Annotated in this window: 15 protein-coding genes; 8 read left to right on the forward strand and 7 right to left on the reverse strand. The window is 59.6% G+C overall.

Going from position 1 to position 13,395, the window contains the following annotated elements:
- Window positions 1–104 precede the first annotated feature (104 nt).
- Together J3361_RS24015 and yccS are read left to right on the forward strand one after the other, a co-directional pair.
- Window positions 105–1,283, forward strand: coding sequence for an NAD(P)/FAD-dependent oxidoreductase (locus tag J3361_RS24015; RefSeq protein WP_207966620.1), 1,179 nt, complete (start codon window positions 105–107; stop codon window positions 1,281–1,283).
- A gap of 236 nt (window positions 1,284–1,519) precedes the next feature.
- Entirely contained in the window at window positions 1,520–3,703 is a 2,184-nt protein-coding gene (gene yccS, locus J3361_RS24020; protein ID WP_207966621.1) for a YccS family putative transporter, read from the forward strand.
- Between the two features lie 135 nt (window positions 3,704–3,838).
- On the opposite strand, the gene J3361_RS24025 is transcribed toward yccS, so the two are convergent.
- Complete coding sequence (locus tag J3361_RS24025; RefSeq protein ID WP_207966622.1) at window positions 3,839–4,576, reverse strand: transporter substrate-binding domain-containing protein; 738 nt, start codon at window positions 4,574–4,576, stop codon at window positions 3,839–3,841.
- A 260-nt stretch (window positions 4,577–4,836) separates the two neighbouring features.
- Between J3361_RS24025 and J3361_RS24030 the strand changes: the two genes are divergently transcribed.
- On the forward strand, window positions 4,837–5,289 hold the full coding sequence (locus tag J3361_RS24030) for a GNAT family N-acetyltransferase (protein WP_207966623.1): 453 nt from the start codon (window positions 4,837–4,839) through the stop codon (window positions 5,287–5,289).
- A 127-nt stretch (window positions 5,290–5,416) separates the two neighbouring features.
- On the opposite strand, the gene J3361_RS24035 is transcribed toward J3361_RS24030, so the two are convergent.
- Genes J3361_RS24035 through J3361_RS24045 form a run of 3 tightly spaced genes read right to left on the reverse strand, consistent with a single transcriptional unit; the run spans window position 5,417 to window position 8,387 of the window.
- Window positions 5,417–5,713, reverse strand: coding sequence for a winged helix-turn-helix domain-containing protein (locus tag J3361_RS24035; RefSeq protein WP_207966624.1), 297 nt, complete (start codon window positions 5,711–5,713; stop codon window positions 5,417–5,419).
- A 4-nt stretch (window positions 5,714–5,717) separates the two neighbouring features.
- Window positions 5,718–6,221: a M48 family metallopeptidase gene (locus J3361_RS24040; RefSeq protein WP_003206376.1), complete on the reverse strand. Its 504-nt coding sequence runs from the start codon at window positions 6,219–6,221 to the stop codon at window positions 5,718–5,720.
- A gap of 42 nt (window positions 6,222–6,263) precedes the next feature.
- Window positions 6,264–8,387, reverse strand: coding sequence for an EAL domain-containing protein (locus J3361_RS24045; protein WP_207966625.1), 2,124 nt, complete (start codon window positions 8,385–8,387; stop codon window positions 6,264–6,266).
- A gap of 324 nt (window positions 8,388–8,711) precedes the next feature.
- Here J3361_RS24045 and J3361_RS24050 point away from each other — a divergent pair, with 324 nt between their 5' ends.
- Window positions 8,712–9,383, forward strand: a complete 672-nt coding sequence (locus tag J3361_RS24050; RefSeq protein WP_207966626.1) for a polysaccharide lyase family 7 protein — start codon at window positions 8,712–8,714, stop codon at window positions 9,381–9,383.
- A 504-nt stretch (window positions 9,384–9,887) separates the two neighbouring features.
- Entirely contained in the window at window positions 9,888–10,556 is a 669-nt protein-coding gene (locus J3361_RS24055; RefSeq protein WP_207966627.1) for a polysaccharide lyase family 7 protein, read from the forward strand.
- A 142-nt stretch (window positions 10,557–10,698) separates the two neighbouring features.
- Here J3361_RS24055 and J3361_RS29595 read toward each other — a convergent pair whose 3' ends face one another.
- From J3361_RS29595 to J3361_RS24065, 3 genes are read right to left on the reverse strand one after another with little or no spacing between them, the layout of a single operon-like run.
- Window positions 10,699–10,950, reverse strand: a complete 252-nt coding sequence (locus tag J3361_RS29595; protein ID WP_243459003.1) for a hypothetical protein — start codon at window positions 10,948–10,950, stop codon at window positions 10,699–10,701.
- Window positions 10,880–11,203, reverse strand: coding sequence for a HipA N-terminal domain-containing protein (locus J3361_RS29600; RefSeq protein ID WP_346343457.1), 324 nt, complete (start codon window positions 11,201–11,203; stop codon window positions 10,880–10,882). The genes J3361_RS29595 and J3361_RS29600 overlap by 71 nt, the downstream gene beginning before the upstream one ends.
- Window positions 11,193–11,444: a helix-turn-helix domain-containing protein gene (locus J3361_RS24065; RefSeq protein WP_207966628.1), complete on the reverse strand. Its 252-nt coding sequence runs from the start codon at window positions 11,442–11,444 to the stop codon at window positions 11,193–11,195. Before J3361_RS24065 ends, J3361_RS29600 begins: the two co-directional genes overlap by 11 nt.
- Before the next feature lie 601 nt (window positions 11,445–12,045).
- Here J3361_RS24065 and J3361_RS24070 point away from each other — a divergent pair.
- The 3 genes from J3361_RS24070 to J3361_RS24080 all read left to right on the forward strand — a co-directional run bounded on the left by J3361_RS24070 (window position 12,046) and on the right by J3361_RS24080 (window position 13,125).
- The gene (locus tag J3361_RS24070) at window positions 12,046–12,330 is read left to right on the forward strand and encodes a fructose-bisphosphate aldolase (protein ID WP_207966629.1); all 285 of its coding nucleotides are present in this window, start codon (window positions 12,046–12,048) and stop codon (window positions 12,328–12,330) included.
- Window positions 12,331–12,532: 202 nt separating this feature from the next.
- Complete coding sequence (locus tag J3361_RS24075; protein WP_186707102.1) at window positions 12,533–12,811, forward strand: type II toxin-antitoxin system ParD family antitoxin; 279 nt, start codon at window positions 12,533–12,535, stop codon at window positions 12,809–12,811.
- Complete coding sequence (locus tag J3361_RS24080; protein WP_207966630.1) at window positions 12,811–13,125, forward strand: type II toxin-antitoxin system RelE/ParE family toxin; 315 nt, start codon at window positions 12,811–12,813, stop codon at window positions 13,123–13,125. The genes J3361_RS24075 and J3361_RS24080 overlap by 1 nt, the downstream gene beginning before the upstream one ends.
- Window positions 13,126–13,395: the final 270 nt, after the last annotated feature.

Consider the following 13,395-nt stretch of genomic DNA (forward strand, 5'->3'; position numbering starts at 1 on the left):
CCGCGGTCTCTTCAGGACCGCAGCGCCTGGATCGCGAGCAAGCTTTGCTCCCACACAGCTCGCTCCCACATTCAGTTATGTGGGAAAGCCGAGAGGACACCGTTTTGCGCTCTACCGAAGTCGTGATCATTGGCGCTGGCGCCGCAGGGTTGATGTGCGCGCTGACCGCGGCCGCGCGCGGGCGGCAGGTGATGTTGCTGGACCACGCCAACAAGGCCGGCAAGAAAATCCTCATGTCGGGCGGCGGGCGCTGCAATTTCACCAACATGTACACCGAGCCGGGCAATTTCCTGTCGCAGAACCCGCACTTCTGCAAGTCGGCCCTGGCCCGCTACACCCAGTGGGATTTCATCGCCCTGGTAGCCAAGCACGGCGTGCCCTATCACGAAAAAAAGCTCGGCCAGTTGTTCTGCGATAACAAGTCCAGCGACATCCTCGGCCTGCTGCTGGATGAATGCGACCAGGCCGGCGTCAGCCTGCACCTGGATACCTCCATCACGCAGATCGAAAAAGCCGACGGAGGCTACCGGCTGCAAACCACCCTCGGCGCCCTTGCCTGCCAATCCCTGGTGATCGCCACGGGCGGGCTGTCGATCCCAACGCTCGGGGCAACCGGCTTCGGTTATCAGGTGGCAAAACAGTTTGGCCATGAACTGCTGCCAACCCGCGCCGGACTGGTGCCGTTCACCATCACCGATCAGCTCAAGACCCTCTGTACCGAACTCTCGGGCACGTCGGTGGATTGCTTGGTGAGCTGCAACGACCAGAGCTTTCGCGAGAACATCCTGTTCACCCATCGCGGCCTGAGCGGTCCGGCGATCCTGCAGATTTCCTCGTTCTGGGAACCGGGGGACACGGTGCAGATCAACCTGCTACCCGACCACGACGTGCCGCAATGGCTGCAACAGCAGCAGGCCGAACGCCCCAACAGCGAACTCAAGACGTTGCTGGGCGAGCTGTTCACCAAGAAAATGGCCAACCTGCTGGCCGACACGTGGTTCGTGTCCATACCCATGAAGCAGTACACCCATGCGGAGCTGGCGGACATCGCCGAGAAACTGGCGAGCTGGAACGTCGTCCCTGCCGGCACCGAAGGCTACCGCACCGCCGAAGTCACCCTCGGCGGCGTCGACACCCGGGAAGTCTCGTCCAAGACCATGGAGTCGCTGAAAAGCCCGGGCCTGTATTTCATCGGCGAAGTGCTGGACGTCACCGGGCACCTGGGCGGGTTCAACTTCCAATGGGCGTGGGCTTCGGGGTATGCGGCGGCGCAGTACGTCTGACTCGACACGACTCGAATGTGGGTAATAAACCCTGTGGGAGCGGGCTTGCTCGCGAAGGCGGTGTATCAGGCAATTCAATAGCGGCTGACACACCGCTTTCGCGAGCAAGCCCGCTCCCACAGTAGCTCGGTGGCGGACATCGGAACACTTTTTGCTGCCGGATGTGATCGCCGCCATTGCGTCGGCGTCATTACTGCCTCAATTTAGCGTCATTGCCCGTCAGGCCCGTGCACTTCATGTCAGCGAACTCGTTTAGCCAGTCTTTGCGTCGCCTTTGGGCGTTGGATAAGTTCAGTTATAGCGTGCGGGTCTTCATCGCCCTGACCGGCAGCATGGGGTTGTGCTGGTACCTGGACGAAATGGCGCTGCTGATTCCCTTGTTCCTGGGCATCATCGCCAGCGCCCTGGCCGAGACCGACGACAGTTGGCAGGGCCGCCTCAATGCGTTGGCCGTGACCCTGGTGTGCTTCAGCGTCGCCGCGCTGTCGGTGGAGTTGCTGTTCCCCTACCCCGTCCTGTTCATCGTCGCCCTGGCCCTGGCGGCATTCGGCCTGACCATGCTTGGCGCCTTGGGCGAGCGTTATGGCGCAATTGCCTCGGCCACCCTGATTCTGTCGGTCTACACCATGATCGGCGTGGACCAGCGCGGCGGCGCCGTCAACGATTTCTGGCATGAACCCCTGCTACTGGTCGCCGGTGCCGCGTGGTACGGCCTGCTGTCGGTCGTGTGGCAGGCATTGTTTTCCAACCAGCCAGTGCAGCAAAGCCTGGCGCGGCTGTTTCGCGAACTGGGACGCTACCTCAAACTCAAATCGTCGCTGCTGGAGCCGATCCGCCAACTCGACATCGAAGCCCGTCGCCTGGAACTGGCCCAGCAAAACGGTCGCGTGGTCGCCGCCCTCAACAGCGCCAAGGAAATCATCCTGCACCGCGTCGGCAATGGCCGACCCGGCTCGAAAGTCAGCCGCTACCTGAAGTTGTATTTCCTGGCCCAGGACATCCACGAGCGAGCCAGCTCGTCTCACTATCCCTACAATGCCCTGGCCGAAGCGTTCTTCCACAGCGACGTGCTGTTCCGCTGCCAACGCCTGCTGCGCCAACAAGGCAAGGCCTGCCAGGCGCTGGCCGAGTCGATCCAACTGCGCCAGCCATTCATTTACGACCACACCTTCGCCGAGGCCCTCAACGACCTGCACGCGTCCCTCGAACACCTGCGCATCCAGAGCAACCCGGCCTGGCGCGGCTTGCTGCGTTCGTTGCGGGCCCTGTCGGTGAACCTGGGCACGATGGACCGCCTGCTCAGCGACGCGAGCAACCCCGACGCCCTGGCCGACGCCACCGACAGCAGCCTGCTCGACCGCTCGCCGCGCAATCTCAAGGACGTCTGGCTGCGCTTGCGTACGCAGCTTACGCCCACCTCGCTGCTGTTCCGCCATGCCCTGCGCTTGCCACTGGCCCTGGCCGTGGGTTACGCCGTGGTGCACATGATTCACCCGTCCCAGGGCTATTGGATCATCCTCACCACGCTGTTCGTCTGCCAACCCAACTACGGCGCCACCCGGCGCAAGCTTGGCCAGCGGATCATCGGCACCGCCATCGGCCTGACGGTCGCCTGGGCGTTGTTCGACCTGTTTCCCAATCCGCTGGTGCAATCGTGCTTCGCCATTGCCGCCGGGGTGGTGTTCTTTACCAACCGCACCACCCGCTACACCCTGGCGACAGCGGCGATCACCATCATGGTGCTGTTCTGCTTCAACCAGGTGGGCGACGGCTACGGGCTGCTGCTGCCGCGGTTGTTCGATACCTTGCTCGGCAGCCTGATTGCCGGGCTGGCGGTGTTCCTGTTCCTGCCCGATTGGCAAGGTCGCCGGCTGAACAAAGTGCTGGCCAACACGCTGACCTGCAACAGCATTTACCTGCGCCAGATCATGCAGCAATACGCCGTCGGCAAAAGCGACGACCTGGCCTATCGCCTGGCCCGACGCAACGCCCACAACGCCGATGCCGCGCTGTCCACCACACTGGCCAACATGCTGATGGAGCCGGGGCATTTCCGGAAGGAAGCCGATGTGGGGTTCCGCTTCCTGGTGCTCTCCCACACCCTGCTCAGCTACCTGTCAGGCCTGGGCGCCCATCGCGGCACCGAGTTGCCGACCGAAGTACGCGAACAGTTGATCGACAGTGCCGGGGTAAAACTGGCGGCCAGCATCGACGAAATCGCCCAGGGCCTGGCGAGTAAACAACCGATTGCGATCCAGAGCGATGAGGAGGAAGCCCTGGCCAGTGAGCTTGAGCAGATGCCTGATGAAATCGACGAGGGGCAACGGCTGGTGCAGACGCAATTGGCATTGATCTGCCGACAGTTGGGGCCGTTGCGCACGTTGGCGGCGCATCTGATCAAGGATACTGGCGAGGCTTGAGGGTTGTGGTGCTGACACTATCGCCATCGCGAGCAGGCTCGCTCCCACAGTGGATTTGCTGTGCACACAAACTTTGCATCACCGAAGGCCCACTGTGGGAGCGAGCCTGCTCGCGATGAGGCCAGTCCAGACAGCTCACATACCATGTTGCTTAAGCAACCGGTCATAACTCCCATCCGCCTTCATCGCCGCGATCTCCCGGTCAAACCCGGCCACGATCTGCTCGTGCTCCGGGTTCTTCAGGCTGACCAGGATGTGCAGGCTGTTTTCGCTCAAGGGCTTGGGCAGGAACTCCACGGCACTGCGCACCTTGGGCGATTCGCGGGCCAGGTAATAACGAGCGACATACTCGTCTTCCAAGGTCAACTTGACGCGGTCGGCCGCCAGCATGCGCACCGCCATGGCGAAGTTGTGCACCGGGACCTTCTGCATTTGCGGGTCTTCGTCGAAGTCCTTGGCATAGGCATAACCGCGCACCACGGCGATGGGATAGGCACGCAACTGTTGCAGGTTATCGAACGGGATCGTTTCGTCCTTGCGCTTGATGAAGCGCACGCGGTTGAGCAGGTATTCGGCCGAAAACTGGCCTATGTGGGTGCGGTCCTCGCTGTACCAGGCATTGATCAGCACATCATAGCGGCCCTCGCTGATGCCCAGCATCGCCCGGGCCCAGGGCACCTGTTCGAAGTCCGTGGCATAGCCGGCCCGCGCCAGGGCCGTGCTGACGATGTCGGTCGCCAGGCCGCCATTGATCAAGGTGGAATCGGTAAAGGGCGGCCAGGCATCGGCGACCAGACGCAACTTCTGCGCACAGGTCTCGTAGCTCAGCAACAGCAATCCAATCAATGCAAGCGCTCGATGCAATCGCGGCATGCCAAACATCCTTGACGGGTTCAAAGCCCGGTTTGTTTTTAGCCGAAACCCAACGGGCATCCTCAGACACCCGGTCCTAACGTTAGCTCATTGGGACCGCTGCGCAGCGCTGTCACGAAGATTACACAAAGACGACAGCCCCGCGACAAAGGAATGATGGCATTTTGGTCTTTGTCACAGATTTTCCGGTCACATGAGCAAGAGACTTCCGAGCCAAGCACGCTTAATATCGGCATCAGGTTCTTCAGGAAATTCAAAAAATGGATATCGAATGGGTCTGCAAACATCACACTGACCTGAGCAAGGAACAGCTGTATGCCATCCTCAAGCTGCGCGCCGAGGTGTTCGTCGTCGAGCAGAACTGCGCCTACCCCGACGTTGATGGCCTGGACTTGGAGGGCGACACCTGCCACCTGATGGCCTGGCGCGACAACCACCTGGTGGCCTACCTGCGCCTGCTCGACCCGCACTCGCAAAACAGCGACGTGGTGATCGGGCGCGTGGTCATCGCGCCACAGGCACGCGGCCAGGGGCTGGGTCATACGCTGATGGAAAAGGCCCTCAAGCAGGCCGAGAAACGTTGGCCCGGCACGTCGATCTCATTGTCGGCCCAGGCGCATTTGCAGGGGTATTACGGGCGGTATGGGTTTGAAGTGGTGGGGGTGGAGTATATGGAGGATGGGATTCCACACATTGGTATGCATCGGCCCTGAAAATGCTTTTCGCGAGCAGGCTCGCTCCCACAGTGGATCTTCAATAAACACAAAATCTGTATACGAAGATGATTAAAATGTGGGAGCGAGCCTGCTCGCGAAGGGGCCCGCACCGACACCGACATATTCAGGGATACTCAAGCACCGCTTTGATCCGCGGTAAATTTCCCTCGATCCACCCCCGATCGATCGCCCCCCAATCGCGAATCCGATACCGCCCGGCATGGTTGCGCGCACCGTCCTCCTGCTCGAACTCACACACGATGTCCAGGTCCGCCAGCGCGACGATGGTGTCCTGCGCCGTGCGCCGAGGCATGCCGGTGGCTTCGGTGAGGGCCGGGACGTTGCTGGCCAGGCCGCTGTCGATCAGGTAGGCCACGTACAGGCGACGGTAGAAACTGGTCTTGGTCTTGCTCACGTCCATCCGGTCATTCCTTGTGAGGTTGCAGGTCCCGCCAGGTCAGGTACACCCGCAGGTCGAATTCCAACTGGTGATAGCCCGGCAGCATGTGTTCGCAGAGCTGGTAGAAGGCCTTGTTGTGATCCGACTCCTTGAAGTGCGCCAGCTCATGCACAACGATCATCTTCAGGAACTCGGGCGCCGCGTCCTTGAACAGCGCCGCGATGCGGATTTCCTTCTTGGCCTTGAGCTTGCCGCCCTGCACCCGTGACACCGCGGTGTGCAGGCCGAGGGCGCGGTGGGTCAGGTCCAGGCGACTGTCGAACAACACCTTGTCGATGGCCGGCGCGTTACGCAGGTATTGCTGCTTGAGGTCCAGCGCATAACCGTACAGGGCCTTGTCGCTCTGGATCGGATGCCGACCCGGGTAGCGCTGTTGCAGGTAATCGCCCAGACGATCCTGGGCGATCAATTGCTGCACTTGGGCTTGCAGGGCGGCGGGATAGGCCTGGAGGTATTTGAGCGCGGTCATCGGCGGGCAACACAGTCACAAGAGGCCGCCAGTGTAGCGAATTCAGGCCTGCACCGCGCTCCAGTCGAAGGGCGTGGCGAAGGCATCGGTGTCTTCGGCCATCAACGGTCGCGCCACGAGGAACCCTTGCACGTATTCACAGCCATGGGCCTGAAGCCACCGATACTGCTCGCGGGTTTCCACTCCTTCGGCGATCACCCGCAAGCCCAGTTGCGTGCACAAATCGATCACTGAAGCAGCCAGCGCGGCATCCCGGGGCGATCCTGGTAGACGAGCGATCAGGTGCCGGTCGAGCTTGAGGGTATCGAGTTCAAGATCACGCAGATGCGCCAGCGAACAAGGCCCTGAACCGAAGTCATCCAAGGCCACGCGCACCCCCAACTGGCGCAGCAGACGCAGTTGCTTTTGGGTTTCATCGGGATTGCGCATCAGCGCATCCTCGGTCACCTCGACCTCCAATTGCCGAGGCTTCAAGGCGTGGCGCTCCAGGACCTGGCGCAACTCCGTCACCAGGTTCGGCATGCCGAATTGAGTGCTGCTCAGGCTCACGCCCAACACCAGGTCATCAGCGAACAGACGCTCCCAGACTTTGCGCTGGGCCGCGCTGCGATGATAGATCCAACTGCCCAGCCGACTGATCAACCGTGCCTCTTCCAGCAACGGCAGGAACAGCCCCGGCGGCACATCGCCGACGCTCGGGTGCTGCCAGCGCAACAGCGCCTCGAACCCGCGGATACGCCCGTCGACGATGCTCACCTGCGGCTGGTAGACCATATTGAAATCACGGTTCTCGATGGCCGAGCGCACGCTCTCTTCCAACATCAGCCGTGAACGGGCCCGACCGTTCATTTCCTGGTCGTAGAAACGATATTGCTGGCGACCGGCCCGCTTGGCTTCGTACATGGCGATGTCGGACGCCCGCAGCAACCCATCGAGGTTGGCGCCACAGTCAGGGTACGTCGCGATGCCGATGCTGGCGCCAAGCGCCACGTCCATGCCTTCGATCTGCTGGCAGATCGCGACGCGTTCGATGAGCTTCTCCGCGATCTTCGCCGCCTGCTCGGGAAATTCCAGGTCCAGCAGCGCCGTGAACTCGTCCCCGCCCAGCCGCGCCAGGATATCGAAGGGGCGCAGGCACGCCTTCAACTGCTCCGACACCCAGCGCAACACCCGGTCCCCGGCATCGTGCCCCAGAGAGTCATTGACCCGCTTGAAGCCGTCGAGATCCAAGTACAGCAGCACCCAGTTGCTTTCCAAGCGCTCGCTGCGCATCAACAGGTTTTCCGCGGTCTGGTAGAAACCACGGCGGTTGAGCAAGCCGGTGAGCGGGTCCGTGACGGCCTGGTATTCGAGTTGCTGGTGCAGGTGGCGCACCACGGACATGTCCTGGAGCGTCACCACCATCGCCTTCTGCTCCGAGGGCAAGGGCGCGCAGGACAAGGCCACCGACACCTGCTGGCCGGGTGCCGTGCGCAGCACCGCGTCATGCAATCGCCAGGTTTCGCCACGCTGATAGGCGTTGTGGATCTCGGAACCGATCCATTCGGGGATGTGCGGTTTTTGCAGGAAATCCAGGAACGGCATGTCCTGCAACTGCTTGGCGGTGGCATTGAGCAAGCGGCAGGTGGACGGGTTGGCGAAGCGGATACAGCCGGCCTCGTCCACCACCAGGATGCCTTCGGCGGCGTTGTCCAGCACCGAGGCATTGAAGGCCCTGGCCGCCTCGAGATCCTGGCTCAGGCGCTGCAAGGCCCGGCGATTGCGCTGGTGCTCGAGCAACGCCTGGACCTTGGGCTTGAGGATTTGCGGATCGAAGGGCTTGAACAGGTAATCCACGGCGCCACTGGCGTAGCCCTTGATGACCGCGTCCTGGGACTGCTCGTTGGCCGTCAGGAAAATGATCGGCGTGAGCCGCGTGCGCTGGCTGCCGCGCATCAGGCGCGCCACTTCGAAACCGTCCATTTCAGGCATCTGCACATCCAGCAGAACCAGGTCGATGTCATGTTCGAGCAGCAGGTTAAGCGCCTCGACTCCGGAGGACGCGGTCATTACCCGCCAATCCTGCCGCTGCAACAAGGCCCGCATGCTGAGCAGGTTTTCAGGGTAATCATCAACAATCAAAAGGACAGAGCTGTCTTCGCCGGGCGTTGGTTGCGCGCATTCCATGCTGCTTCTCTTATCGGGCGCCACGTCCGTTTTTACGTAGCAAAAGCGGACAAATACTGTCCCCTCACTCTAGACCGGGATTTTGAAAAGCAGTAGGTGTCAACGCGCCATCATCCAGACAAAGCCCGAAATAGCCGACTAACGGTCACCCTCCTCGGGCACAGAAACTGCAATGACACCTTCGACGGACAATTGACGTCAAACATCCGCCGAACGGTCAACAAGAAAAAGCCCCTGTCCAGCGTTCCGAAACGCTTCAAAAGGGCGGTTTAAAGCCTCCCGCTACGGCATACACCTTTACATCTCGATACGCAGGACCTGGACATGATCGATCTCGCAACCTGGAACTTGAGCATCCCCGAGGGCAGCCCGGCGATGACCATTGAAACCCCTCGACTGGTACAAGGGTTTAAAGACGAATATTTCAACGCCGAAACCGGCACCGTATTCTTCTGGGCACCCGTGACTGGCACCAAGACGGCCAACGCGACTTACCCGCGCAGCGAACTGCGCGAAACCTACGCTGACGGCACTTTGCGCAATTGGCTTTACCCCGCGGCGGACAACACCCTGCGCGCGATCGTGACCGTCAATCAGGTGCCTAGTACTGGCAAGATCGTGATCGGCCAGATTCACGCCAAGGACAGCACCAGGCCGATGGTGAAACTGGAGTACCAGTACAAAACCTACAGCTCTACCGGAAATATCGTTGCCAAGGTGCGCATGCGTCCTGACGACGAGACGGGCCAGGTCATCACTATTGCCACGGGCGTGACGCTCAACCGTAGTTTCTCTTACATGATTCATTTGAGCCCGAAGGGTGCGCTGGGCATCACCGCGGCGGGTTACAACTGGCGAACCTCTGTTGATCCGAGCTGGAAAGTCAAACCGCTCTATTTCAAGGCCGGCGTGTACGTGCAGGACAACACCGGCTACGTCACCGAGGGCGGAAAAGCGACATTCAGCCTGCTGGAAATCAAACACACCACGCTTTGAGTGCAACCTGCTGCGCCGTAATAGCGGCACGGAACGCTGCTATCGGCGCCCCTCCTTAGAAAGCATCCGGCTTGGGTAATACCTGTCAGTTAAGAGCAAACGACATAAATCCTGTGGGAGCAAAGCTTGCTCGCGATAGCGGCAGAGTCGCCAACATCGTTGTCGGCTGGCTTACCGCAATCGCGAGCAAGCTTAGCTCCCACAGGTTTGCTGCTTGACTGACTGGCATTGTCCGGCTTGGGTGCTTTTTTTGTCCTGCCCTAAATAGCTGCCAAATAGCCATCGCGTAATGGTTCCAAGAAAAAGCCCGGCACCCGACCAACGGTTGATTATCTCGGGCACAAATCCGGAAAACGCCACTCTGACGGTCTGCTGACGCCAACCCTCCGCCGGACGAATGCGCCAAATTCCCGTCCGCGCCCCTTCTTGGCCTCAGCAAAAGTGCGTCCTAGAGCCTCCGGCGATGGCGTGAATCATTTCTTTTGCAGTAGAAAGGATCCGAACATGGTCGACCTTGCAACCTGGAACCTGAGCATCCCTGAAGGCAGCCCGCCGAAAACCATCGAAACCCCTCGACTGGTGGATGGGTTCCAGGACAAATATTTCAATTCCGAAGGCAGCACGGTGTACTTCTGGTCTCCAGTCACTGGCACCAAGACTGAAAACGCCATTTATCCCCGCAGCGAATTACGCGAGACCTACCGGGACGGCACTTTGCGCAACTGGGTTTATCCCGACGCCGACAACCAGCTACGAGCAAGCTTGGTGGTCAACCAGGTGCCCAGCAGCGGCAAGATCGTGATCGGCCAGATCCATGCCAAGGACAGCAGCAAGCCCATGGTCAAGCTGGAATACCAGTACAAGGAAGACAGCGCCACCGGGAACATCGTCGCCAAGGTCCGCATGCGGCCCGATGACAGTGAAGGCCGGGTGATTACCGTGGCCACCGGGGTGAAGCTCAATCGGTCCTTTTCTTACCGGATCCACCTGGATCGTACCGGCGACCTGGGCATCACCGCGGCCGGCAACAGTTGGTACACCACCGTTGGCCGTGCCTGGCGCGACAAGCCGCTGTACTTCAAGGCTGGGGTGTATGTGCAGGACAACACGGGCTATACCAGTGAAGGTGGGAAAGTGACGTTCAGCGTGTTGGATATCGATCACAACACCTGAGTTTTCACGTCCTAAAATCTCGTAGGAATTTACACCCTGCGGCGAGGGAGCTTGCTCCCGCTGGGCTGCGAAGCGGCCCCACTCTTTCGTCGGCTTTACCGTATGCGCCGGCTTTTCACGGGCCGGCACACTCAAGTCAAATTCATTTCTGGACCAGCGGTTTGTTCCTGAGCCGCAACGGTTCCGAATCATAAAGAGCGGCAAACCGACCCGCGTCCCACTCCCCTCGCATACCCTCAAGCAGTCCATCAATTCGATGCCCACTGCTCGCCAGCGCCTGGCTCATTGCATCGGCGATTCGCTCGATGATCAAAGCGGGCTTATCAACTTTGCAATGCTTGCGACCAAACTCGATCAACTGCTTGCGATCCGGATATGTTTTTACCTTGTTCATCTTGATCGACCTGCATATGCCTGGCCATCCGACGCTTGATCTGGTCCGCCAGAAAACCCTCAGGCACATTCATGTCGAATATCGGATGAAGGATATTGCTAACTGAGGGCGTAGGGTCATAGGGCATGACCAGCGAAACCTCCCGAGGCGCCTCGGCACTGGCATAGGCAAACGAGAACTGCGAACCTTTGGACAAGTCGCCGCTATAGCCTTGTGGTGTCATGACATTGAGCAGCTTGACCCTACTCATCATGTTCCACCAGTTCCGCCAGGGATTTGAGATCGATGCGTTTATCGACGGTTTCCAGAGCCATCCCCAATGCCGACACGACCCGAAACAGGGTGTACACGGCCACGTTTTCGCCGGCTTCAAGGTCGATGATCGTTTTGCGATTGCAATTGGCTTTTTCGGCGAGCAGCTGTTGGCTATAGCCTTTTGCACGGCGTAGCGTGCGCATTCTTTCGCCTAAAGCAGAAGGATTGAGTATCAGCATAATGTCCACCATAAGGGACTTTTACAAACGAAAGCTGATTATGTCCTTTATAGCGGACATTTCTAGGGGCTTTCGGCCGCCAGTTTTTTGCAAGCGAGAGACAACGTTCGACATGCTGACAGTTGATCACACTACAGAAACTTTTCTTCTGAAAATCTCGTAGGAAACCGTCTGTTGTGGCGAGGGGATTTATCCCCGCTGGGCTGCGAAGCGGCCCCTCTTTCCTCCAGACCTACCGCATTTGCAGGTTTTACGGCGGCTGCGCCCCCGAGCGGGAGCAAGCTCCCTCGCCACAGGGGTCCGGTGCGTCCTACAGGGCCGATTTTGGCCTTGGGAATCTGCTCTATAGTTCGGTGGGTCTGCTGGCTTTGGTCGGTGGGCAGGGGTTTCGCAGCCCACTGACAGAACAGAGACTTTGCACCGTCAAATGAAAATTCAGGCAAACTCGCCTGCGTTCGTTTTATGGCGGTTGCGTGCGGGAGACCTTCGGGTCTGCCGGGTTTGGTCTCTATCTCGGTCTGCGAACCCGCGCGCAACTGCCACCCATTTGTTTCGCAGCAAGAAGGTGGCGATCAATTTTTATTAATAGAGCCCAAACCTTATGACGACGACTCAATCACTTAGCCGCTTCACCCCTCTCACTCCAATCGCCACCACCCAACCCGTGCTGTTCATCGATAGATCCGTCCCACTGACCGAGCTTCATGCCTGCGCCAGCGAACGCCTGCACGCTACCCTCGATTACTTGACGCTCATGGCCTGCGCCACCCTGCGCGATTCGGCCGCCAGCGACCTCAATACCCTCACCAACGTCGCCCGGATTCTGGTCCAGGATGTCACCGACGTGTTCGGCGTCATCGAACAGCGCGGCCTCGAAGACCAATAAAGCCCTCCTGGCGGGAGACAATCCCCTGTGGGAGCGAGCTTGCTCGCGATGCGGTGGATCATCTGCATGGATGTCCACTGACACAGCGCGAGCAAGCTCACCTCTAAATCCACCAGCAAAGTCATCGAGAATGACAGGAGGTCATGTGCATAATCTTTTGGGCAGAGTAGGATTAAATCCTATCTTATCCCGGAGGCTCATCATGCGTAGCACTCAACAGTTCAGCATCACGCTGCCTAACCAGATGGCCGACGTAGTGAAAGCCAAGGTGGCTGCCGGCGAGTACGCCACTGAAAGTGAAGTCATTCGTGATGGCCTCAGGGCGCTGCTGGCTCGTGATCGGGCTTTGGAAAACTGGCTCGTAGGCCAAGTAACCCCAGCTTACGATGCCTTGAAAGCTGATCCCTCGTGTGCGCTAAGCGTTGATGAGGTGCGCTCCCGATTGGCTGCTGAGCACCAGAACGCCACTGTAAAATCGTAATGACCTATACCGTCGAGTTTGCACCGCAAGCCCTTGAGCAGTTAGCTGCGCTCTATCGCTACATTGCCACAGAGGCTTCGCCAGAAATTGCCCATCGGTATACCGACGCCATCGTGACCTATTGTGAAGAACTACAGACGTTCCCGCACCGAGGAAACCCGAGAGACGATATACGGCTGGGTTTGCGCATCACAAACTACCGTAAGCGGACAGTGATTGCCTTCGCCGTTGAGGCCGAGCAGGTTTTCATTTTGGGCATTTTTTACGGTGGACAGGATTTTGAGGGTGCGTTGCAGAGCGAACTGGACGATTGACGCAAGCCCGCCCGCGAAGAGGCCGGCACATTCAACAGCTTCATCGACTGTGATACCGCCGTCGCGAGCAAGCTCGCTCCCACAGGAGAAACGCGGTCCTCATCAAGAGCCAGGTCGGCTACTAGGCCGCCTCGCGGAGGACGTTGATCTCGGGCGCCCCGTTAACCACGATGGCCGAACGCAGGCATTGTGGAGTGGGCATCCCGGCATGGATGCCGGGATAGCCGCGCTGGGCCATGGATGGCCCTTCGCGGCGGCCCACGGAGCAAT

Source organism: Pseudomonas sp. OA65, from assembly GCF_017498305.1.
GTDB classification, from domain to species: Bacteria; Pseudomonadota; Gammaproteobacteria; order Pseudomonadales; family Pseudomonadaceae; genus Aquipseudomonas; species Aquipseudomonas zanjanensis.

Excerpts from the sequence above, each read along its gene's own strand:
- J3361_RS24075 (WP_186707102.1), top strand. The coding sequence starts at position 12,533 with ATGCGTAGCACTCAACAGTTCAGCATCACGCTGCCTAACCAGATGGCC.
- J3361_RS24025 (WP_207966622.1), bottom strand. The coding sequence starts at position 4,576 with ATGCCGCGATTGCATCGAGCGCTTGCATTGATTGGATTGCTGTTGCTG.
- J3361_RS24035 (WP_207966624.1), bottom strand. The coding sequence starts at position 5,713 with ATGGACGTGAGCAAGACCAAGACCAGTTTCTACCGTCGCCTGTACGTG.
- J3361_RS24040 (WP_003206376.1), bottom strand. The coding sequence starts at position 6,221 with ATGACCGCGCTCAAATACCTCCAGGCCTATCCCGCCGCCCTGCAAGCC.
- J3361_RS24030 (WP_207966623.1), top strand. The coding sequence starts at position 4,837 with ATGGATATCGAATGGGTCTGCAAACATCACACTGACCTGAGCAAGGAA.
- J3361_RS24065 (WP_207966628.1), bottom strand. The coding sequence starts at position 11,444 with ATGCTGATACTCAATCCTTCTGCTTTAGGCGAAAGAATGCGCACGCTA.
- J3361_RS24055 (WP_207966627.1), top strand. The coding sequence starts at position 9,888 with ATGGTCGACCTTGCAACCTGGAACCTGAGCATCCCTGAAGGCAGCCCG.
- J3361_RS29595 (WP_243459003.1), bottom strand. The coding sequence starts at position 10,950 with ATGAACAAGGTAAAAACATATCCGGATCGCAAGCAGTTGATCGAGTTT.
- J3361_RS24080 (WP_207966630.1), top strand. The coding sequence starts at position 12,811 with ATGACCTATACCGTCGAGTTTGCACCGCAAGCCCTTGAGCAGTTAGCT.
- J3361_RS24070 (WP_207966629.1), top strand. The coding sequence starts at position 12,046 with ATGACGACGACTCAATCACTTAGCCGCTTCACCCCTCTCACTCCAATC.
- J3361_RS24045 (WP_207966625.1), bottom strand. The coding sequence starts at position 8,387 with ATGGAATGCGCGCAACCAACGCCCGGCGAAGACAGCTCTGTCCTTTTG.
- yccS (WP_207966621.1), top strand. The coding sequence starts at position 1,520 with ATGTCAGCGAACTCGTTTAGCCAGTCTTTGCGTCGCCTTTGGGCGTTG.
- J3361_RS24050 (WP_207966626.1), top strand. The coding sequence starts at position 8,712 with ATGATCGATCTCGCAACCTGGAACTTGAGCATCCCCGAGGGCAGCCCG.
- J3361_RS29600 (WP_346343457.1), bottom strand. The coding sequence starts at position 11,203 with ATGATGAGTAGGGTCAAGCTGCTCAATGTCATGACACCACAAGGCTAT.